Below are 21,169 nucleotides of genomic sequence, written 5' to 3'. Positions count from 1 at the left end.
AATTAATTTGGGGTTTATGTGGAATTTTATTTTCCTCATAGATCCCATGATATTTATATAAGCCTATATATAAAAATATGAAAGCCTTAGCAAAAGTATTTAATAAATCAAATGTTTCTATCAAATACTCTCTGATAGATAAAGAGTCTGATAATCTATTTGTTTTCTTTAATGGTGCTGCTGATAGATCGAAGGCTTACCCGCATTTTCAGAGAATTAGTTGGGCTTCTGAGTTTCCGGGGAATTGTCTCTATATTTCCGATCCGTTGCTTGAGCAAAACGAAAATATATCTATTGGATGGTATGCAGGTGGGAGGGGGTATGATGTCGAGTCGGCAGTTGATGCCTTAATACTTGATGTATTAAGAAGTAGGAAATTAAAAAAATTATTTTCTTGGGGATCTTCTGCGGGGGGGTACGCAAGTTTACGGCTGGCCGGTAGGATGGAAAATGTCACTGCTGTTGCTATTAATCCACAAACTGATATTTTGAAATATCATGAGCGTCATGTGAATGAGTATTTTCAGGTCGCTTTCCCAGGTGAGGGCGGTAAAGGAGTTGCTATTCTTGAGAATGGCGAGAATTTTAATTGCTTGAGGCCGCCTGTGGCTAGCTCTGAATACTTTCTAATTCAGAATGTCAAGGATTTTTTTCATTACAAGAATCACTATCTTCCTTTTTTGGATTTATCAAGAGAGAAGAATTTTTCATCTCAATTTAAAACGTGGATCTATGAAGATTCAGCTGGCCATGGACCAGAAAGAAAAGAAATGGTGTCTGAAATTCTAAAAGAACTTTTAGTTGATTAACAAGGGGCTTAAGCGAGCAGGCGATAGAGATTTTCTTATATGTCAAGAAGCTAGATACTTTTAACAGGAGTTATATAAAATGGAAAGTTTAAAGTTTTTTGATGGTTTACGCTTGCGCGCTGTTAGGAGGAAAATTGCAGCTAGATGTTCTGAGTGTATTTTTCATTTTTCGAGGGCTATGAGGAATGTGTTTGTAAAACAGGTAATTTTTATAATATTTTTTGTTATTTGTCAAAATTCTGCTTATGCATGGGTTGAGAATTTTGATAATGATCTTACGAAAATAGGTAGCGACCTTGCTCGACATAAATTGATAAAATTAGTTCCTGGGCAGGGTATCGATGGGTCTAATGCGATAAAGATTAAATATATAGGCAATGAGATTGGAAGTCAGCGGATAGTGCTTAGAGAAAATTTAGAGAATCCTGGGTTGGCCTATTCGCTTTCTTTTGCAGTTAGATTTTGTGAAAATTTTGACTTCGCAAAAGGAGGCAAGCTTTTGGGGCTCGGACCTTTAAATCCTGTTGCAGGCGGCGAGAAAACTACACCGCTAGGTTGGAGTGCGCGATTAGAGTTTTATAAAGGTGGGCAGTTGATGACATATGTGTATCATCAAAATATGCCGAGAAAGTATGGTGATACAAAAAAGGCAGGAGATTTTAGGTTTGAACCTGGTCGATACTATAAAATTAGAATGAACGTCATATTGAACGAGCCCGCTAGTCAAGAAAACGGAAAAATTTATGTTTTTGTCGATGGGAATGAGGTCATCAGACATGAAGGGATTAAATTTAGATCTGTTGAGGGACGAGATGGGTTAATTCAAAAATTTTTATTTAGTACTTTTTTTGGAGGACATTCACCTGAGTGGGCACCCAGAACGGCAGATGGGCAATATAAAGTGGAGTGTGCATATTTCGATGACTTTTCTATTAACGAGTTGAAAAACTAATCTTCTGATTTTATGAAAATTTCAATTGCAGGTACAGGGTATGTTGGCCTTTCCAATGCCATGTTGCTGGCGCAGCATCATGAGGTTGTGGCGCTTGATATTGACGAGCGTAAAGTAGCTCTGCTCAATGACAGGAAGTCTCCTATTGTGGATGCCGAGATTCAGAGTTTCCTGGCAGAAAAGAAGCTGAACTTCCGTGCCACGCTAAATAAGCAGGATGCCTATATTGGTGCGGACTTTGTCATCATCGCCACGCCTACGGATTACGACCCTCAAACGCAGTACTTCAATACCAAGTCAGTGGAGTCGGTGGCACGAGAGGTGATGGCCATCAATCCGGATGCGGTGATGGTGATCAAGTCGACAGTGCCTGTGGGCTTTACCAAGCGTTTGAAAGAGCAGCTCGGTTGCGAGAACATTATTTTTTCGCCGGAGTTTCTGCGTGAAGGCAAAGCGCTGTATGACAACCTGCATCCCAGCCGCATCGTGGTGGGGGAGCGTTCCGAGCGCGGTCAGCAGTTTGCCGATCTGCTGTGCGAGGGAGCCATCAAAAAGGATGTGCAGGTATTGCTGACGGACAGCACCGAGGCCGAGGCCATCAAGCTGTTTGCCAATACCTATCTGGCCATGCGCGTCGCGTATTTCAATGAACTGGATACCTATGCGGCTGTGCATGGGCTCGATACGCGCCAGATCATTGAAGGCGTCAGTCTCGACTCGCGCATTGGCGGGCACTACAACAACCCATCGTTTGGTTACGGCGGTTATTGCCTGCCCAAGGACACCAAGCAGTTGCTGGCCAACTATGCCGATGTTCCGCAGAGCCTGATGCATGCGATTGTGGAGTCGAACCGCACCCGCAAGGATTTTGTGGCGGACGATATCCTGAAGCGCAGTCCCAAAGTGGTGGGTATCTACCGCCTGGTGATGAAGGCAGGCTCGGACAATTTCCGTGCTTCTTCCGTCCAGGGGGTGATGAAGCGCCTCAAGGCCAAGGGTGTCGAGGTGGTGGTGTATGAGCCTGTGCTCGATGCTCCCGATTTCTTCCACTCTCGGGTTGTCAAGGATTTGTCGGAGTTCAAGCAGATTGCTGATGTGATTGTGGCTAACCGCGTGGTGGATGAGCTGGTCGACGTGCCGCACAAGGTCTATACACGTGATTTGTTTGGTGGCGATGCGTGAGCCGTCATTTGTTCATTAAAGGTTTGCAACGATGAAGGTCACAAAAGCAGTTTTCCCGGTCGCGGGCATGGGAACCCGTTTTCTACCTGCCACCAAGGCTAGCCCCAAGGAGATGCTGCCAGTGGTTGATAAGCCGCTGATTCAGTATGCGGTGGAAGAAGCCCTGGCTGCGGGCATCAAGGAAATGGTGTTCGTGACAGGCAGAAGCAAGCGCAGCATCGAAGACCATTTCGACAAGGCCTACGAGCTGGAAAATGAGCTGGAGCGTCGCGGCAAGACCGAGATGCTCAACTATGTGCGCAGCCTGATGCCTTCAGACATGAAGTGCGTCTTCATTCGCCAGGCTGAGGCCTTGGGTCTCGGTCATGCCGTGCTGTGTGCACAGCCTGTAGTGGGCAATGAGCCGTTTGCCGTGTTGCTGGCTGATGATTTGCTGGATGGCGAGCCGGCGGTGATGCGCCAGATGGTGGACGTGTACGACTACTACAAGTGCTCGGTGCTGGGTGTGCAGCAAGTGCCGCGCGAAGACACGCGCAGCTACGGCATCGTGGATAGCAAGCCTCTCAAGGAAGGCCTGGAGGCCGTGCATGCGATTGTGGAAAAGCCAAAGCCTGAAGAAGCGCCTTCCACGCTGGCCGTGGTGGGGCGCTATGTGCTTACGCCGCGTATCTTCCATCATCTGGCGCGCCTGGGTCGGGGCGCTGGTGGAGAGATCCAGCTTACCGACGGGATTGCCGAACTGATGAAGGAAGAGCAGGTGCTGGCCTACCGCTATCAGGGCAAGCGCTATGACTGCGGCTCCAAGATCGGCTACCTGGAAGCCACGCTGGCCATGGCACGCAAGCACCCTGAGGTGGGGGAACAGTTCGAGGCGCTGCTTCAGTCGCTGCGAGACTAGAAAGCGTTAGCGCAATCCTTACGATCCGGTCCGAAGTACGACGGCAGCCGTTTTGCTGTTTACGCTTCGGGCTGCGTTTCCTCAGGGTTGTGTCGCTTGCTCTAAAAGCATAGCTACTGGCGTTCGTGCTTGATGGGTTTCATATAACAAATCGTTTGAAACCATTTTGGGACGTGCGCAGAAGGCTACTTTTTCAAGAGCTAATGCAGGCAAGGCCTGCAAAATGTGATTTGACAAGGATGAAGTTTTGAGTGTGGATACACCCATTTGGCAGGCGCTGAGATCCAGGGCTGCCGTTTGCGAGCAAACGCTGAATCTGCAACAGGCACTGGGCAGCCCTGGCCGGTTTGAGTGTTTGAGCTTGCAGGCACCTCATGTTTTGCTGGATTGCTCCAAGTCCTTGTGGGATGAGGCTGTGCTGGAGGCCTTGCTGCAATTGGCCAGGGAGGCCGGTTTGGCGCAGCGGCGCGATGCTTTGTATGCCGGGGCCGTGGTGAACGAGACCGAGCAGCGCCCGGCCTTGCATGTGCGCTTGCGTGCTCCTTTGGCGCCGCAGAGCTGCTCCATGCCGGAGGAAGAATGCCACGTCGGCCTGCGCGCCATGCTGACTTTGGCGCAGCAGTTGCGTGAACAGGCTCGTTTTACGGATGTGGTGCATATCGGCATTGGCGGCTCGGGCTTGGGGCCAGAGTTGCTGCTGCAGGCACTGCAACCCTGGTGTCAAGGCGGGCCGCGTGTGCACGTGGTGTCCAATATGGACGGCCATGATCTGCAGCAGGCGCTTCAAGGGCTGGAGCCCGAGCGGACATTGTTCATCGTGGCTTCCAAGTCCTGGTCCACGGCCGAGACACAGCGCAATATGGCATCGGCCAAGGCCTGGGTATGTGCGGCTGGTGATCTGCATTGGCCGGATCACTTTGTTGCCGTGTCTTCGCGCGAGGATATTGCCCGTCAGAACGGCTTTACGCAGACGCTGCATATCCCGGAGGGAATTGGCGGGCGCTTTTCCATCTGGTCTGCCGTTGGATTGCCAGTGGCTCTGGCCGTTGGGCCGGCGGTTTTCGAGCGTTTACTGGCCGGTGCAGCGGAGATGGATGCGCACTTTGCCCAGGCACCGCTGGAGCGCAATGCGCCGGTATGGCTTGGTTTGCTGGATGTGTGGTACGGCAGTTTTCTGCGTATGCCGGGGCGCTGCGTTGCGCCGTATCACCATGGTTTGCGCCGACTGCCGGCTTATCTGCAGCAGCTCGAGATGGAGAGCAATGGCAAGCAGGTGCGTGCAGATGGCACGCCTGTGGGCTATCCAACAACCGGCATGGTTTGGGGTGAGCCCGGCAGCAATGGTCAGCATGCTTTCTTTCAGTGGTTGCACCAGGGAACCCAGCGTATTCCGGTGGAGTTCATTGCCGCTCGCACGGCGGCCCACGGCTTGCCCGAGCATCAGGAGGCCTTGCTGGCCAATGCACTGGCCCAGGCTCAGGCGCTGATGCAGGGAAGCAAGGCAGGGCCTGGGCAACTGGCCGGGCATCAGGATTTTCCGGGCAATCGCCCTAGTACCTTCATGTTGCTGGATGCATTGACTCCCGAGTCGCTGGGTGCCTTGCTGGCCCTGCATGAGCATCGGGTGTTTGTGGCAGGCACGGTATGGGGTATCAACAGCTTTGACCAGTGGGGGGTGGAGCTGGGCAAGACGCTGGCCAGGGACTTGCGCGCGCGCATGGACTCCGGCGATCTGTCGGGGCTTGATGCTTCCACGGCGGGATTGCTGGCGTATTGCTGCCCGGAAACGGAGCAAGTCTGATGAAGGCCTTGCGTGGTTTCCTGCATCTGCTGCGCGGCGATTTTGCCCGAGCCCTGGCCGAGGCTGGAACTAGCTCTTTGAATGGGCTTAATAGCTGGTTGCCCTGGGCGTATTACCGGATGGGCATGTATGCCACGGTGGCGGCACTGCCGCTGCAGCCGGGTCGCAGGCGCCATGTCATGCCTGCCGTGGTTTCTCTGGCCGCATGCGGCCAGCATGACCGCGCGCGCAAGATGCTGGCGGCGGCGCAATGGCGGGGGACTCCGGCACGCTTGCGCGTCGCATTGGCCGATGCCTTGGCGCCTTTCATGCCTGTAGAGGCTCTGCAATTGCTGGAGTCTGTGCAAGAGGCCGCATCTCCAGCTCTGCATGCTGCGCTTTTGTTGCGCACAAACCAGACTCAGCGAGCGTGTGCGTTGTTGGCTGATGCCCGAAGCAGCGGTCAGGCAGCGCGCTATCCAGAGTTGTTTCTCTATCAGACGATGGCGAGCCCAGATCGGCCTGAGCAGCAACTGGAACGGCTCAATCTTTTTTTTGCTGCTTATGGCCTGCCGCCGTTGGCACTACGCAACCCGCATGAGGCACCCGGCCCATGCAATGTGAAATTGCCCGACTTGCCGGCAGCGGCGGATGGCCCTTTGGTTTCGGTCTTGATGACGACGTTCCAGACCGGCGCGAGAGCATCGGTGGCGATCGAGTCCCTGTTGAATCAGACCTATCGCAATCTGGAGATCATCGTGGTGGATGATGCCAGCACTGACGATACCCCCGAGTTGGTGGAGAGGTGGGCGCAAAAGGACGCACGCGTGAAGCTGCTGCGGCTGCAAACGAATGGCGGTACTTACCTGGCCAAGAGCATGGGTCTGCAGCTTGCACGTGGAGAGTTTGTGACATGCCACGATTCTGACGATTGGTCGCACCCGCTGAAGATCGAAATGCAGGTGCGCCCATTGTTGGAAGACGCTTCGCTGGTAGCAACAACTTCGCATTGGGTGCGTATGCAGGATGATGGCGTTTTCTATGCCCGTCCCGTGCATACCTTGATGCGGCTGAATCCCTCTTCACCGATGTTCCGGCGTGAGCTGGTGTTGCAGCGCATGGGTGCCTGGGACTGCGTGAGAACGGGAGCGGACAGCGAGTTTCATGCGCGGCTGCGGCTGGTATTTGGAAAAGCCGCCGTCAAACGCATTGCGAAGCCGCTGGCATTGGGTTCGCACCGTGTGGGGTCGCTGATGACCGCAGAAGACACAGGCTATTCGGATGCGGGTGTTTCACCGCAGCGGCTGGCTTACTGGGAGGCTTGGGCGAACTGGCATCTGGATTGTTTGCGCCACGGCAAGGCACCTAGCCTGCCCCTGGATCTGGAGACTTTGTCTGCAGGCCGCCTCTTCGCCGCGCCTGAGGAAATCTGTGTCAAGCCAGAGCAGGTCAGGGCCGTGCAGGATCAGGTCCAGCAACAGATGCAGCGCGCCGGCGGCAAACAGTAAACCCGCTTTTATGTGAGAGCCTGGTGTCGGAAAGAATTGGCATTTTTTCGAGAGGAATATTTCGCATTCCTCTGCTTGCGGTGTTGCTAAAGGCGACGCCAGTGCGCTTGCGCGCGTGGCGCGCTGCCCCGGTTGATGTGGTAGCCGGCTGGGGTCTGCGCCCTACCACCAGGAAGGCTGTGGCCTATGCAGGCAAGCATGGTTTGCCTTATGTGGCGCTGGAGGATGGCTTTCTGCGTTCCTTCGGCACGGGAGAGCATTTTCCGCCGCTGTCATTGGTGGTTGATGATGCAGGCATTTACTACGATTGCACGCGACCCAGTGCATTGGAGCAACTGCTGAGCAGCGATGCCGATGTGCTGGTACCAGATGCAGCGCTGGTGCGGCAGGCCCGTGAGAAGCTGCTTTCAGCGGGCCTTAGCAAATACAACCATGCATCGGATCTGCCCGCAGGGGTATTGCGCGCTGATGATGTTCAGCGGGTTCTGGTGGTGGACCAGACGGCTGGAGATATGAGTGTGGCCAAGGGTGGGGCGGATGCCGCTACGTTTGAAGCCATGCTGGCGGCAGCGCTGGACGAGAATCCGCAGGCCACGGTCTATATCAAGACCCACCCTGAAGTGACTTCGGGCCGCAAGGGCGGCTATCTGACGCTCGTGCAGCCCGATGCCCGTACGGTGGTGTTGCGTGATGCGGTCAACCCGATGAGCCTGATCGCTCAGATGGACAAGGTCTATGTGGTCAGTTCGACCATGGGCTTTGAGGCCTTGCTTGCCAGCAAGCCGGTGGTCTGCTTTGGTGTGCCCTGGTACGCGGGCTGGGGTGTGACGGATGATCGCCAGCCGCAGCATGCAGCCATGGGGCGCCGGGCCGGGTGCAGGCGCTCGGTGGACGAGTTGTTTGCCGCTGGCTATATGCACTACACCCGATATCTGAATCCTGAAACAAGGCAGTTGGGCTCCATCGCAGATGTGACGGTCTGGCTGGATAGGCAGCGGGAGATGGCCGAGCGTTACTCGGGTCGGATGATTTGCGTAGGTTTTCCGCGCTGGCGTGCCTGGAATTTTCGGCAGATGCTGTCCTTGCATGCAAAGCGAGTTGTTCACGCGCGCAGCGCGGATGCCGCTGCCGCGCTGAAGCCCGAAAGAGATGACTGTCTGGTCTGCTGGGGCCGTGTTCCGCCCGAAGGAGTGCAGGAACTGGCTGCGGCATCGGGCGTGCGCCTGCTTCGCATGGAGGACGGCTTTGTGCGCTCCGTGGGGCTGGGTTCCGACCTGATCCCGCCGCAGTCCTTTGTGCTGGATGCCAAGGGCATTTATTTCGATCCGGGCCAGCCTTCGGAGCTGGAGGATCTGCTCAATTCCCGGGCATTCACGGCGCAGGACCTGGAGCGTGCGCGCAATGTGCGCGCCTTCATCGTCGAGCACGGCATCACCAAGTACAACCTGGAGCCCAATTGCCCGGTGGACTGGTTCCACAAGGACCGTCCGAAGGACGGTCGGCAAGTGGTGCTGGTGCCGGGTCAGGTAGAGGACGATGCATCCATTCGCTTTGGTTGCGACGCCGAGGGTGTTTGCACAAATCTTGGTCTGCTCCAGGCCGCACGCTCTGCATTCCCCGATGCTTTCATTGTCTTCAAGCCGCACCCTGATGTGAGCAGCGGCAATCGCAAGGGGCGTGTCGAGCCGGCTCAGGCTTTACTGTATGCCGACCACATGGAGCAAGACGCTTCGGTGGTGAGCTGTATCGAGGCTTGCGACGTGGTGGTGACCATGACCTCGTTGACCGGCTTTGATGCCTTGCTGCGCAACAAGCAGGTGGTGGTACATGGGCGGCCGTTCTACGCCGGTTGGGGCCTCACGCAGGACTGTCTGCCCGTGCCTCGCCGCAGCCGCTCGCTGTCTCTGGATGAGCTGGTTGCCGGGGCGCTGCTGCACTATCCCTTGTACTGGGATCCGGTGCTCAGAGGCTACACAAGCTGCGAAGCGGTGCTCAGGCGCTTGCTTGAGCAACGTACCGCCCTGGAGCAGTCGGGCAGTTTGCAGGGCCTGAAGTCCGGCTGGTTGAGGCGGCAATGGCGCAAATCCAGGGTATTGCTTCAGTCGATTTTGTCGGATTGATGATACTTACCTTTTTTTGCAATTGTTTTTCATCGATTTGTTGTCAACGTGCCGTGATGTGCACAGGTTTCTCTCGGTGAAACCCCTAAAATAGGGCGGTCATATTTCATGACGCCTCCATAAAGATACCAAGCGGCCTGACAGCCCGCAGTTCCTAACGCATGAAGAACAAGAGTGGATTTGCGTCTAAACGTGTTTTGCTGCTACAAGGCCCGGTAGGGCCTTTTTTCTGGAACCTGGCCAAGGACTTGCGCTCGGTGGGGGCGACTGTTTTCAAGTTCAACTTCAATGCAGGGGATTGGCTGTTCTATCCGCGCAAGGCCCATTCGTTTAAGGGGGAACTGGCACAGTGGCCCGAGGTTCTGGAGGCCTTCATCATCAGGCACCGGATTGACGCGGTGCTGCTGTTCGGCGATTGCCGGCCTGTGCATGCGTGCGTGCGCTCCATGACGGAGCGTCTGGGTTGCGCCTTCGGCGTGTTTGAAGAAGGCTATCTGCGGCCCGACCACATCACCTTTGAGCCCATGGGCGTCAACGGGCATTCTCATTTTGAAAAGAGACTGGCCATATGGCTTAAACAGAGGGCGCATCAAGAGACTGAGCCACAGCGTTCTCATCCGAATGGACCGGTGACGGAGTCATGGAAGAAGGTCGGGAACTCATTCTGGCATTCGGCCATGTGGGGCATGCTGTATTTCTTCGCTGCCTGGCTGGGGCAGTGGTTCTGGAATAACTCCCTGCATCACAGAAGCATGACCGTGCGCGATGCGCCTTGGTGGTGGCTGAGTTATCTGCGCAAATTCTGGTATCGCCGCACGGAAAAGGAAATTGAGAATCTGCTGCTTGGAGATTTGCGCAAGAAATTCTTTCTGGCGCCCTTGCAGGTCTATAACGACGCCCAGATCGTGGTTCACTCGAACTATGATTTCGTGACAGATTTCATCAATCACGTTTTGCATTCATTTTCCAGGGCCCAGGCGCTGGAGCGCACGAATGGCGTGCCCGAAGGTGGAAAGTCGATTGCGGATGACGTGGTGGTGTTCAAGCACCACCCCATGGACCGGGGGCACCGGAACTACGCCAATATCATCAGCCTGTTGGCAAGGCGTCATGGTTTGCAGGGCAAGGTCTTATATATCCATGACCAGCATCTGCCATCGTTGCTCAAGAATGCCAAGGGGGTGGTGCTGGTCAATAGCACGACCGGTCTTTCAGCTTTGGGTCATGGTGCCCCTGTCAAGGTCTGCGGCAACGCCTTGTATGATCTGGAAGGCTTGACCTTTCAGGGCAAGATGCGGGATTTCTGGTTTCGGGCCCATCAGGCCATTCCTGATCAGGATATGCTCTCGCGCTTTCGCAGGGCCTTGATAGAGTGCACGCAGATCAATGGCAGCTTCTATCGCCGGCTTTCGGCTGTCTCATGGCGTTGCGGGGCCGCGCTGGATGGCCAGATGGCTCAGCGTCTGTGGGGAGGCGGTTCGTCGGTGGATCCCTTGCTTTGGCCGGAAGAGGCTGTGGAGCCGGTATTCGTTTCCCGGCAGGAAAATCAGGCCAATGCCATGCCTTCTATGCTGCAGGGGGTCGCCTCTGTCGAATAAGCCTTGGTATGGAGAGGGGCCTGTTTCCCGGAGTGCAATGACTAGCAGAGAAAAGAATATCTCATTCGAGTCTTTTGGGAAGGCAAGTGATTGCGAGCGCCTGGTGATCTTCATGGGCGGCTTTGATCCGCGCGGTGCAAGGCATTATCACCATTTGATGCGCGCCGAGTCGCAAAAGCAGCCGGTGGCTTCCACGGATCAAAAATACGCGATTGGCAGCAGAGAGAAGTGGACTGAGGGTGAGGCCGCACAAGAAAAATCATTGCATTCTCAATGGCGGGTTTCTCAGAGGGATTCCGAAAACACTGCATCTGCCGATTTTGTTTTCTTTGACTGGCATGATCAGGTCCGCCTGCACTGGCCTTCGAGCCGGGCAGAGGTTTTCCGCCAAGCAGTGGGCACCTATGTTTCCATCTGGAATCTGAGGCAGTGGCTCAAACCTGTGCGAGAGCAGGCGCGTTTTACTTTGTGGGCGCTGATGTACCCGCTGTTTTATGTGCTGCTGGTGCTGCTGGCCGGAATCGGCATGGGATTCTTGCTCGTTAATCTATGGGACGGTTTGCCGAAAGCGGGCGCATTCGCACTGATGCTTGCGGTGCTTGCTGCCGCTTGCTGGGGCGGCTTTGTGCTGGACCGGTATCTGCATATCAGCTGGCTTTTGAGAATTTTGAACTTTGCCCATGCCAGCTCCAAGAAAGAATTCCCCGTACTGGATACGCGTATCGAGGCGATGGCCGCCGAGGTGGCGCAGGCCATGCAGCAGCAGCGCTGGCGCGAGGTGGTCGTGGTCGGCTTCAGTGTCGGCAGTGTGCAGGCTCTGAAGCTGACACAGGCGCTTCGCCGTAAGCTGGCTGAAGATCCGTTATCCTCACACGCTTCTCGCAAGCCGCTGGTGAGCTTGGTCACCCTGGGCAATTGCATTCCGTTGTTCGGGCTGTTTCCCGGCGCTGGCGCGTTGCGGCAAACCTTGCGTGAGGTCGCCATGGACGAAGCGGTGTACTGGGCCGATATTTCTTCTCCCAGCGATAGCGTGTGTTTCGGCATGTGCGATGTAGTGGGGCTGTCGTTGCGCGAAGATGGGCGTAAGGATGAGGCCTCGGCCGTCAACTCCGTTGCTGATTCCAGCAAGCGCCGGCCGCAGTGGGGATTCAATCCGCAAGCGATATGCTCCCCGCGCTTTCACAAGCTGTTTTTGCCGACAACCTACCGTTGGTTGCGCAGGAACAAGATGCGCATGCATTTTCAGTATCTGATGGCCGGCGAAGTTGCCGGTGCCTATGATTATTTCGAGTTGCTCACCAGCGCCGGTCCGATGCGTGACTACATAGAGAGGAAATTGGTGCGATGAGTCGTTTCTGTCCCGTTTATCCCAAGCCCCACCCCGAACAGACATCGAAGCTGCGCATGTTCTGGCATGCGCGGCGCTCCTGGATGGACGCCCTGTTCGAGCGCAGCTACAGCATGCAGATGGGTGAGGTTCATCTGCCCGGCGTGGATCTCTACATGCTCAATGACATCAAAGAGGTCAAGAGAGTCATGCAGAGCGAGGCGCAGCAGTTTCCCAAAAGCCATCTGCTGCATGAATCGCTGGAGCCTTTGCTGGGAGACAGCATCTTCACGACCAATGGCGAGCAGTGGCAGCGTCAGCGCACCATGATGAACCCCGCGTTTGCCCAGGCGCGCGTGAACGTCGCTTTCCCGCGCATGCTGGGAGCCGCGCAATCCATGCTGGAGCGCCTGGATGCCGTGGAGGAGGCGCAGCCGTACGACATCGAGATCGAGATGACCCATGTCACGGCCGACATCATTTTCCGCACGATTTTCTCCAAGCCCATGCAGGGGCCGGATGCGCATCGCATCTTCGAGGCATTTGCCCGCTATCAGTCACTGGCACCCAAGCTCATGCTGCCAGCGCTGTTCGGTGCTCGCTGGTTGACCATGCCCTGGTATCGCTGGCAGAGCAACCAGGCGGCCAGGGAGATTCGTGGCTTGCTGCACGCCATGATCAAGCCGCGCTATGAAGCGCATTTGAAGGGGGAGGCCGAGGAGCAGGAGGATATTCTTGCCGCCTTCATGCAGGCCAAGGATCCGAACACCGGCGAGCCTTTCAACGAGGAAGAGTTGGTCAATCAGGTCGCCATGCTGTTTCTGGCAGGGCATGAAACTTCGGCCAGCGCGCTGACCTGGGCCAGCTATCTTCTGGCCCAGTCACCCGATATACAGCAGCGTGCCTACGAGCAAGTGGTGGAGGTGGTTGGCGATCGTCTGCCGCAGCAGGCAGACATGAAGAGATTCTCTCAGGTCTGGAATATCTTTCGGGAGACCTTGCGTCTGTTTCCCCCTGTGGGCTTCTTCGCCCGGGAGAATGTTCAGTCCTGCCCTATCAGGGGCAAGCAGCTGAAGGAGCGCAGCACGGTGGTGGTGGCGCCCTGGCTGCTGCAGCGCCACCGAAAATGGTGGAAGAACCCCGATGCCTTCGACCCGGATCGCTTTGACCGTGAGGAGGACAAGGAAGCCATCAAACACGCCTACATGCCTTTCAGCATGGGTCCGCGCGTGTGCCTGGGAGCTGCATTTGCCTTGCAGGAGGCGGTCTTGATTCTGGCCTGTCTGCTGCAGCGCTATGAAATCCTGCCGGCGGCAGGCCATGTGCCGCAGCCCGTGGGGCGGCTGACGATTCGCTCCGAAAATGGCGTACGCATCAATTTGCGCAAGAGAGAGGCTGCATGAAGGAGCGCCTGGCAGGTTTTGCGCTGATGTGTGCAGTCGTCCCGCTGGCGGTCGTGGGCTGGCTGATTCTTTGCTGGGTCGGTCTGTTCGGCAAGACGGAGCGGGGCAGGGCCGGAGTGCGGGCGCTGGACCATTTTGTCAATGCGGCAGTGCTCAATGGCTATGCCTGGGAAAGCGTTTCATCGCATGCCTGGCGCGAGCGCGAGAACAAGCGTTGGGCGCGTTGGGTCATCCGGATCACCGATCGCTTCCAGAAGGATCACTGCATGCGTGCCAACAAGCGTGAGCAGCCCGTGGTGGACCTGATTCTGAAAAAAGGTCTGCAGGGCCAGACGATCAGGTGACGGGGCTGCCAGGCCATCCAGCCCATGAGCCGGATGAGCTCATTACGCCTCATTACGCTTCATGCACGGTCCGGGTCAGCGAGATTCGGCTCTGGCGCGTTAAGGACTTAAGCGTTTCCGGGACGAAGCGCGATCTCGCCGGCCCACGGTGATCTATATCGAGCATGGAGACATATGTCCAATCGCACTTCACTCATCCGCAGCCTGGCAGCCTTGGCGCTGGTTTGCGCAGCGGGTGCCGCCCAGGCACAGGCCTATATCAGCGGCTCCATCTCAGGCCAGCTGGCGCCCGGGGTTTACGGTCAGGTCAATATCGGTAATGCACCACCGCCGCTGCTGTATGCCCAGCCAATGTGGGGCGGCCCGGTAGTGCCGCAGGTGCAGCCCATCTATATGTGGGTGCCGCCCGGCCATTCGCGCAACTGGCGCCGCTACTGCGGCCGCTACCACGCCTGCGGCCAGCCGGTCTATTTCCTGCGCAATCCGCCACCCCATTGGCGTGCAGGACCTCCGCCGCGCCACCACCACGAGCGACGCGACTGGCATGACGACCGCCGGGATCATAGGCACTGGGACAGAGACGATCGCCGCGATCGACGTGACTGGGACAGGCATGATCGCGATGACCGGGGGCGTGGTCATGGTCACGGGCGTGGGCATGGACGCCATGATGACTGAATTAGGGGTTAACCACTAAATTCACTGTTGCTTATGCGCAGCAATAAAGGCTGATTGCTATTAAAAAAATAGCATTCAGCCTTTTCCTTTTATTGGCTTTGCGCTTTGTTTGTAGGTATTTATACGTGTTATGAGCAAGCACTTTGCTATGCCTTTGCGGCATAGCTGCTAGCGGAGGGCTTGCCTAGTGGGAGGGCGCGGGGCTGCCGACAATAGTCTCATTCGTTTTGACTAGATGGTTGCCCTGATGCACGCCCTGTCGAGCGCCCCGTCCTGCCGGTGCAGTCTGCCCGCAGCGTGACGGGAGTGGCTTGAAAGGCCTCGATGGCCGGGACGCGGCATTCGAGATCGCGGGGCAGCCATGGCATCCACTTCAGGAGTCTTCCGGCATGAGCGCAGCACTCAATGGCATTTCTTCCATGGCAACCCGCCAGGTCCTGGCGGATCTGGTTGCAGCCTGGCAGGCCCAGGGCGGCGAGCCGGTGCAGATCGAATCCGTGGGCGGTGTGGATGCCGCGCAGCGTGTGCAGTCCGGTGAAGAGGCCTTTGATGTGGTCTTCCTGGCCTCCAACGCCATCGACAAGCTGCAGGCCGCCGGCCGTGTGGTTGCAGGCAGCAAGGTGGACTTGGTGCTCTCCAGTACTGCCGTGGCCGTGCCTGCTGCTGCGGAGCAGCCCGATATCAGTTCTGAAGAGGCCGTGCGCGCTGCCGTGCTGGCCGCGCCCAGCATTGGCTATTCCACCGGCCCCAGCGGTGTGGCACTGCAAAAGCTGTTCGAGCGCTGGGGCATTGCCGACGAGATCAAGCCCCGCATCGTGCAGGCCCGGCCCGGCGTTCCCGTGGGCTCCATGATTGCTTCGGGCGAAGTTGCGCTGGGCTTTCAGCAACTGAGCGAGCTGATCCATGTTGCGGGCATACAGATCGTGGGCGGCCTGCCTGCCGCGATTGCCATCGATACGGTATTTTCTGCCGGCGTTGTGACGGGCTCGGCACATGCGGATGCCGTGCAGCGTCTGCTGGCCTTCATGGCTTCGCCTGAAGCCGAAGCGGCCAAGCGCCGCCAGGGCATGGAGCCCGCTTGAATTGATTCGTGTCCAGGCGGGGGCCTGGCACTGACACCCCATCCAGCAAAAGGGCAGTCATAGCCCTTTCGTGACGGACGTACCAGATGCCTTTGAGGCTTTGGCGCCAGCCGCGAGACAGGAGATAGAGGCGACAAAGAGAGGCAACTGAGATTCCAAATATGACTTCGCAAACTAGCAAACAGAACACCGGCCCTGCGGTCGTCAATGTGCAGACCGTGCTCAACGAGAGCCCGTTTTCACGCTTCCAGTGGGGGATTTTCTTCCTCTGTTTTTTGATTGTTCTGCTCGACGGTTTTGATACCGCCGCCATCGGCTTCATCGCGCCTTCGCTGCTTGGCGAATGGGGCATCGACAAGTCCCATCTGGGCCCGGTGCTGAGCGCGGCCCTGTTCGGCCTGGCGTTCGGCGCGCTGGGTGCGGGTCCGCTGGCGGACCGCGTGGGCCGCAAGACCGTGCTGATCATCGCCTCGGTGGTGATGGGCGGTGCATCGATTGCTTCCGGTCTGGTGCACGATCTGCAAGGCCTGACCATCTGGCGCTTCATCACCGGCCTGGGTCTTGGCGCTGCCATGCCCAACGCCATCACGCTGATGAACGAATACTGCCCTGACAGCAAGCGTTCCTTCATCACCAACTGCATGTTCTGCGGCTTCCCCATCGGCTCGGCCTTCGGCGGCTTTATCGCGGCCTGGATGATTCCGCATTTCGGCTGGCGCAGCCTGCTGATCGTGGGCGGTGTGGTGCCCCTGATCCTGGCCGTGCTGATGATCGTGATGCTGCCCGAGTCGGTGCGCTTCATGGTGCTCAAGAACTACTCGGCAGACCGCGTGCGCAAGGTGATGGTGCGCATCGCCGCTGGCACCCGCAATGCAGCGCGTTTTGTGCTGAACGACGGCGGCGAGGCGGCTGCCCAGGCACAGCAGGGTCCTCAGGGCCTGCGTCTGGTGTTCTCGCAGAAATATCTGGTCGGCACGCTGGCCCTGTGGGTGACGTATTTCATGGGCCTGGTGATCGTCTATGGCCTGGTCAACTGGATGCCTGTGCTGTTCAAGGAAGCAGGCGTGCCCGCCAGCCAGGCGGCCGTGATTGCCGCGCTGTTCCAGCTCGGCGGCGTGGGCGCGATCTTCGTCGGTTTGCTGATGGACCGCTGGAATGCCAATCTGATCATCGCGACGGGCTACTTCCTGACGAGCCTGGGCGTGGCCTTCATCGGCCAGGTGCTCGGCGGCGGCGTGGGCATGCTGGTGGCTTCGGTATTCATTGCCGGTTTGCTGATGAATGCGGCACAGTCGTCCATGCAGGCGCTGGCTGCCGAGTACTACCCCACGGAATGCCGCGCCAGTGGCGTGTCCTGGATGCTGGGCATCGGCCGCTTTGGCGGCATTGCAGGCTCTTTCCTGGTGGCCGAGCTGTCGCGCCGTCACCTGGAGCTGCCGCAGGTCTTCATGGTGGTTGCCATTCCCGGCGTCATCGCCGCGCTGGCGCTGCTGGTCAAGAACCGCTATGCCGGCGGCGCACCGCGCACCTCCATGCTGGGCCTGGGCGGCGCGCACTGAACTTTTTGATAGACGAATTATTTTTTAACGGAGCTTGAAGATGATCATTGACGTACACGGTCACTACACCACGGCGCCTGCGGCTCTGGGCGCATGGCGCGATCTGCAGATCGCAGGCCTCAAGGACCCGAGCAAGACCCCGTCGGTGGCCGATCTGAAGATCAGCGACGATGAAATCCGCGAGACCATCGAGACCAACCAGCTGCGCCTGATGAAGGAGCGTGGTTCCGATCTGACCATCTTCAGCCCCCGTGCCTCGTTCATGGCGCACCACATCGGTGACTTCCAGACATCGAGCACCTGGGCAGCCATCTGCAACGAGCTGTGCTTCCGCGTCAGCGAGCTGTTCCCCGACCACTTCATTCCCGCCGCCATGCTGCCCCAGTCGCCCGGCGTGGACCCTGCGACCTGCATTCCCGAGCTGGTCAAATGCGTGGAGCAATACGGCAACGTGGGCATCAACTTGAACCCCGATCCCTCGGGCGGCCACTGGACTTCGCCCCCGCTGTCCCACAAGAGCTGGTACCCCATCTACGAAAAGATGGTGGAGTACGACATCCCCGCGATGATCCACGTCTCCACCAGCTGCAATTCATGCTTTCACACCACGGGCAGCCACTATCTGAATGCCGACACCACGGCATTCATGCAGTGCCTGACTTCGGATCTGTTCAAGGACTTCCCGACCCTGAAGTTCCTGATCCCCCATGGCGGCGGCGCCGTGCCTTACCACTGGGGCCGTTTCCGCGGTCTGGCGCAGGAGATGAAGAAGCCGCTGCTGGAAGAGCATCTGCTCAACAACATCTACTTCGACACCTGCGTGTATCACCAGCCCGGTATCAATCTGCTGACGGAAGTGATTCCCACCAAGAACATTCTGTTCGCCAGCGAAATGATCGGCGCCGTGCGCGGCATCGATCCGCAGACCGGTCACTACTACGACGACACCAAGCGCTACATCGAAGCCACGCAGAACCTGACGGCCGATGAAAAGCACGCCGTCTATGAAGGCAATGCTCGCCGCGTGTTCACGCGCCTGGACAAGGCACTCAAGGCCAAGGGTCTGTAACTTCTCAAAAAAGAGAGCTGCTGGCGTACGGTCTGAAAGGTTTTCAATAAGAAAACTATTCATATCTGATGAATGACAAGCGCTACCAGCTCACTTTTTGGATTCAATAACGTCAAAGCAAAGAGGTATTTCCATGTACGAACTGGGAGTTGTCTACCGCAATATCCAGCGCGCCGACCGCGCTGCTGCTGACGGCCTGGCCGCCCTGGGCTCCGCCACCGTGCACGAGGCCATGGGCCGCGTCGGCCTGCTCAAGCCCTATATGCGCCCCATCTACGCCGGCAAGCAGGTCTCTGGCACCGCCGTCACGGTGCTGCTGCAGCCCGGCGACAACTGGATGATGCATGTCGCTGCCGAACAGATTCAGCCCGGCGACATCGTGGTTGCTGCCGTCACCGCCGAGTGCTCCGACGGCTACTTCGGCGACCTGCTGGCCACCAGCTTCCAGGCGCGCGGCGCACGCGCGCTGATCATCGATGCCGGCGTGCGCGACGTGAAGACGCTGCAGGAGATGGACTTCCCGGTCTGGAGCAAGGCCATCTCTTCCAAGGGCACGATCAAGGCCACCCTGGGCTCGGTCAACATCCCCATCGTCTGCGCCGGCATGCTGGTCACGCCCGGTGACGTGATCGTGGCCGACGACGACGGCGTGGTCTGCGTGCCCGCCGCGCGTGCCGTGGAAGTGCTGGCCGCTGCCCAGAAGCGCGAAAGCTTCGAAGGCGAAAAGCGCGCCAAGCTGGCTTCGGGCGTTCTGGGCCTGGATATGTACAAGATGCGCGAGCCCCTGGAAAAGGCTGGTCTCAAGTACATCGACTAATCGGAACATCGGTCCTCAAAAATCATTACAACAGGAGCAACCGCATGTTCTCTTCCTTCAAATCTTCCGTGAACCTCTCGCGCCGTCACTGCCTCGCCGCAGCGGCCAGTCTGGCTGGCGCCGGCGCACTGGGTCTGGGCACTGCCGGCAATGCGCTGGCGCAGGCTGTCAAGGCCGCTGCCGGGAACAAGGGCACGCAGCTCGTGCTGCTGGGCACCAAGGGTGGCCCGCGCGTGGGCGGCGAGCGCTCCAACCCGGCCAGCGTGCTGCTGATCGACGGCGAGCCGTTCGTCGTCGATTGCGCCTATGGCGTGGCGGCCCAGCTGGTCAAGGCCGGCATTGCGCTGCCGCGTCTGAGCAAGGTGTTCATCACGCATATGCACTCGGACCACAACCTGGAGTACGGCCCCTTGCTGTATTCGGCCTGGGCTGCCGGCCTGCGCAACCAGGTCGATGTCTGGGGGCCGCCGACGCTGGATGCGATGACCAAGGCCTTCATGGAATCCATGAAGTTCGACATCGATATCCGCATCCCCGACGAGAGCAAGCCCGATCTGCGCAAGATGGTGAAAACGCACGAGTTCTCCAAGCCCGGCGTGATTCTGGAGAACGACAAGGTCAAGGTGACGGCGGTGCGCAATATTCATCCGCCCATCGCGGACTCCTTTGCGCTGCGCTTCGACACCAAGGACCGCTCGGTGGTCTTCTCGGGCGACACGACCTACTGCCCGGCCGTGGCCGAGCTGGCCAAGGGCGCCGATGTGCTGGTGCACGAGGTGATCTATGTGCCCGCCGTGGACGCCATGGTCAAGCGCGTGCCCAATGCCGCCACGCTCAAGGAGCATCTGCTGGCCTGCCACACCACCTCGGTGGATGTGGGCCGCATCGCTGCGGCTGCCGGCGTTAAGAAGCTGGTGCTCTCGCACATCGTGCCGGGCGACGACCCCAGCATCACCGACGAAATGCTGCTGTCCGATGTGCGCCAGCATTTCAAGGGCGATGCCGTAGTGGGCAAGGATTTGATGGTGATCTGATCACTTTTTCAAGATAAGGACTGGATTGATATGAGCCAATTTGAAAAGACCCCCGGCTGGCTGGACTGGTATGCCAACCCCAGCAAGCCCCAGTTCAAGCTGCCTGCCGGCGCTGTGGATGCGCACTGCCATGTGTTCGGCCCCGGCAACGAGTTCCCCTTCGCCCCCGAGCGCAAGTACACCCCCTGCGACGCCAGCAAGGCCCAGCTGTATGCACTGCGCGACCACCTGGGTTTTGCGCGCAATGTGGTGGTGCAGGCCACCTGCCACGGTGCGGACAACCGTGCCATGGTCGATGCCTGCAAGTCCTCGGGCGGCAAGGCCCGTGGCGTGGCCACGGTCAAGCGCTCTATCAGCGATGCCGAACTGCAGGAGCTGCATGACGCCGGCGTGCGCGGCGTGCGCTTCAACTTCGTCAAGCGCCTGGTGGACTTCACGCCCAAGGACGAGCTGATGGAGATCGCCGGCCGCATCGCCAAGCTGGGCTGGCATGTGGTGATTTATTTCGAAGCCGTGGATCTGCCCGAGCTGTGGGACTTCTTCACTGCGCTGCCCACCACCGTGGTGGTCGACCATATGGGCCGCCCCGACGTGACCAAGGGCGTGGACAGCGAAGAGTTCGCGCTGTTCCTGAAGTTCATGCGCGAGCACCAGAACGTGTGGAGCAAGGTTTCCTGCCCAGAGCGCCTGTCCGTCACCGGCCCCAAGGCCCTTCATGGTGAGCAGAATGCCTACCAGGACGTGGTGCCTTTCGCGCGCCGCGTGGTCGAGGAGTTCCCCGATCGCGTGCTCTGGGGCACGGACTGGCCGCACCCCAACCTGAAGGACCATATGCCCGACGACGGCCTGCTGGTGGACTTCATTCCTCATATCGCTCCCACCGCAGAGTTGCAGCAAAAGCTGCTGGTGGACAACCCCATGCGTCTGTACTGGCCCGAAGAGGTCTGACGGAGTTCCGGCGACACATACACCCGGAAACAGGCCGCAGCCTTGTCGCATGGGCTGCGCC

18 protein-coding genes are annotated in these 21,169 nt (G+C 58.0%); all 18 read left to right on the top strand.

Annotated features, from left to right (window positions below; all coding sequences use genetic code 11):
• Positions 1-77 precede the first annotated feature (77 nt).
• The 18 genes from AAIL67_RS09015 (at position 78) to AAIL67_RS08930 (ending at position 21,108) form a co-directional block, all read left to right on the top strand.
• A complete protein-coding gene (locus tag AAIL67_RS09015; protein ID WP_343483818.1) occupies positions 78-809 on the top strand; it encodes a hypothetical protein in 732 nt (243 codons plus the stop codon).
• A gap of 79 nt (positions 810-888) precedes the next feature.
• Positions 889-1,761, top strand: coding sequence for a polysaccharide lyase (locus AAIL67_RS09010; RefSeq protein ID WP_343483817.1), 873 nt, complete (start codon positions 889-891; stop codon positions 1,759-1,761).
• Between the two features lie 12 nt (positions 1,762-1,773).
• Positions 1,774-2,943, top strand: coding sequence for a nucleotide sugar dehydrogenase (locus AAIL67_RS09005; RefSeq protein WP_343483816.1), 1,170 nt, complete (start codon positions 1,774-1,776; stop codon positions 2,941-2,943).
• Positions 2,944-2,974: 31 nt separating this feature from the next.
• Positions 2,975-3,841, top strand: coding sequence for a UTP--glucose-1-phosphate uridylyltransferase GalU (galU, locus tag AAIL67_RS09000; RefSeq protein ID WP_343483815.1), 867 nt, complete (start codon positions 2,975-2,977; stop codon positions 3,839-3,841).
• A 253-nt stretch (positions 3,842-4,094) separates the two neighbouring features.
• Positions 4,095-5,642: a glucose-6-phosphate isomerase gene (gene pgi, locus AAIL67_RS08995; RefSeq protein WP_343483814.1), complete on the top strand. Its 1,548-nt coding sequence runs from the start codon at positions 4,095-4,097 to the stop codon at positions 5,640-5,642.
• Positions 5,643-5,821: 179 nt separating this feature from the next.
• Entirely contained in the window at positions 5,822-7,129 is a 1,308-nt protein-coding gene (locus AAIL67_RS08990) for a glycosyltransferase family A protein (RefSeq protein ID WP_343483939.1), read from the top strand.
• A 101-nt stretch (positions 7,130-7,230) separates the two neighbouring features.
• Positions 7,231-9,249 carry a capsular polysaccharide biosynthesis protein gene (locus AAIL67_RS08985; RefSeq protein ID WP_343483813.1) on the top strand — a complete coding sequence of 673 codons (2,019 nt, stop codon included), beginning with the start codon at positions 7,231-7,233 and terminating at the stop codon, positions 9,247-9,249.
• Between the two features lie 161 nt (positions 9,250-9,410).
• The gene (locus AAIL67_RS08980; RefSeq protein ID WP_179626297.1) at positions 9,411-10,847 is read left to right on the top strand and encodes a capsular biosynthesis protein; all 1,437 of its coding nucleotides are present in this window, start codon (positions 9,411-9,413) and stop codon (positions 10,845-10,847) included.
• A gap of 37 nt (positions 10,848-10,884) precedes the next feature.
• Positions 10,885-12,195 carry a hypothetical protein gene (locus tag AAIL67_RS08975; RefSeq protein ID WP_343483812.1) on the top strand — a complete coding sequence of 437 codons (1,311 nt, stop codon included), beginning with the start codon at positions 10,885-10,887 and terminating at the stop codon, positions 12,193-12,195.
• Positions 12,192-13,577: a cytochrome P450 gene (locus AAIL67_RS08970; RefSeq protein WP_343483811.1), complete on the top strand. Its 1,386-nt coding sequence runs from the start codon at positions 12,192-12,194 to the stop codon at positions 13,575-13,577. Before AAIL67_RS08975 ends, AAIL67_RS08970 begins: the two co-directional genes overlap by 4 nt.
• Positions 13,574-13,921: a hypothetical protein gene (locus tag AAIL67_RS08965; RefSeq protein ID WP_034379442.1), complete on the top strand. Its 348-nt coding sequence runs from the start codon at positions 13,574-13,576 to the stop codon at positions 13,919-13,921. The genes AAIL67_RS08970 and AAIL67_RS08965 overlap by 4 nt, the downstream gene beginning before the upstream one ends.
• 174 nt (positions 13,922-14,095) lie before the next feature.
• Positions 14,096-14,599, top strand: coding sequence for a hypothetical protein (locus AAIL67_RS08960; RefSeq protein WP_034379441.1), 504 nt, complete (start codon positions 14,096-14,098; stop codon positions 14,597-14,599).
• 389 nt (positions 14,600-14,988) lie between these two features.
• Complete coding sequence (locus AAIL67_RS08955; RefSeq protein WP_003067552.1) at positions 14,989-15,681, top strand: molybdate ABC transporter substrate-binding protein; 693 nt, start codon at positions 14,989-14,991, stop codon at positions 15,679-15,681.
• Between the two features lie 161 nt (positions 15,682-15,842).
• Complete coding sequence (locus tag AAIL67_RS08950; protein ID WP_003067553.1) at positions 15,843-17,240, top strand: MFS transporter; 1,398 nt, start codon at positions 15,843-15,845, stop codon at positions 17,238-17,240.
• A gap of 40 nt (positions 17,241-17,280) precedes the next feature.
• Entirely contained in the window at positions 17,281-18,309 is a 1,029-nt protein-coding gene (locus AAIL67_RS08945) for an amidohydrolase family protein (RefSeq protein ID WP_343483810.1), read from the top strand.
• 133 nt (positions 18,310-18,442) lie between these two features.
• Positions 18,443-19,126: a 4-carboxy-4-hydroxy-2-oxoadipate aldolase/oxaloacetate decarboxylase gene (gene ligK, locus AAIL67_RS08940; protein ID WP_003075867.1), complete on the top strand. Its 684-nt coding sequence runs from the start codon at positions 18,443-18,445 to the stop codon at positions 19,124-19,126.
• A 44-nt stretch (positions 19,127-19,170) separates the two neighbouring features.
• Entirely contained in the window at positions 19,171-20,160 is a 990-nt protein-coding gene (locus AAIL67_RS08935) for an MBL fold metallo-hydrolase (RefSeq protein WP_003067556.1), read from the top strand.
• Between the two features lie 30 nt (positions 20,161-20,190).
• Positions 20,191-21,108, top strand: a complete 918-nt coding sequence (locus AAIL67_RS08930) for an amidohydrolase family protein (RefSeq protein WP_280040872.1) — start codon at positions 20,191-20,193, stop codon at positions 21,106-21,108.
• The last annotated feature ends 61 nt before the right edge of the window (positions 21,109-21,169 follow it).

Origin of the sequence: Comamonas sp. A7-5, from assembly GCF_039581385.1 — a bacterium.
Classification (GTDB): Bacteria; Pseudomonadota; Gammaproteobacteria; order Burkholderiales; family Burkholderiaceae_C; genus Comamonas; species Comamonas thiooxydans.
This window is presented reverse-complemented; position numbering and strand designations above follow the sequence as displayed.

Coding starts and splice junctions, on each gene's coding strand:
- AAIL67_RS08980 (WP_179626297.1), top strand. CDS start 9,411: ATGAAGAACAAGAGTGGATTTGCGTCTAAACGTGTTTTGCTGCTACAA.
- AAIL67_RS08970 (WP_343483811.1), top strand. CDS start 12,192: ATGAGTCGTTTCTGTCCCGTTTATCCCAAGCCCCACCCCGAACAGACA.
- AAIL67_RS08965 (WP_034379442.1), top strand. CDS start 13,574: ATGAAGGAGCGCCTGGCAGGTTTTGCGCTGATGTGTGCAGTCGTCCCG.
- AAIL67_RS09015 (WP_343483818.1), top strand. CDS start 78: ATGAAAGCCTTAGCAAAAGTATTTAATAAATCAAATGTTTCTATCAAA.
- AAIL67_RS08950 (WP_003067553.1), top strand. CDS start 15,843: ATGACTTCGCAAACTAGCAAACAGAACACCGGCCCTGCGGTCGTCAAT.
- AAIL67_RS09005 (WP_343483816.1), top strand. CDS start 1,774: ATGAAAATTTCAATTGCAGGTACAGGGTATGTTGGCCTTTCCAATGCC.
- ligK (WP_003075867.1), top strand. CDS start 18,443: ATGTACGAACTGGGAGTTGTCTACCGCAATATCCAGCGCGCCGACCGC.
- AAIL67_RS08935 (WP_003067556.1), top strand. CDS start 19,171: ATGTTCTCTTCCTTCAAATCTTCCGTGAACCTCTCGCGCCGTCACTGC.
- AAIL67_RS08960 (WP_034379441.1), top strand. CDS start 14,096: ATGTCCAATCGCACTTCACTCATCCGCAGCCTGGCAGCCTTGGCGCTG.
- AAIL67_RS08930 (WP_280040872.1), top strand. CDS start 20,191: ATGAGCCAATTTGAAAAGACCCCCGGCTGGCTGGACTGGTATGCCAAC.
- AAIL67_RS08990 (WP_343483939.1), top strand. CDS start 5,822: ATGCCTGCCGTGGTTTCTCTGGCCGCATGCGGCCAGCATGACCGCGCG.
- AAIL67_RS09010 (WP_343483817.1), top strand. CDS start 889: ATGGAAAGTTTAAAGTTTTTTGATGGTTTACGCTTGCGCGCTGTTAGG.
- AAIL67_RS08975 (WP_343483812.1), top strand. CDS start 10,885: ATGACTAGCAGAGAAAAGAATATCTCATTCGAGTCTTTTGGGAAGGCA.
- AAIL67_RS08945 (WP_343483810.1), top strand. CDS start 17,281: ATGATCATTGACGTACACGGTCACTACACCACGGCGCCTGCGGCTCTG.
- galU (WP_343483815.1), top strand. CDS start 2,975: ATGAAGGTCACAAAAGCAGTTTTCCCGGTCGCGGGCATGGGAACCCGT.
- AAIL67_RS08955 (WP_003067552.1), top strand. CDS start 14,989: ATGAGCGCAGCACTCAATGGCATTTCTTCCATGGCAACCCGCCAGGTC.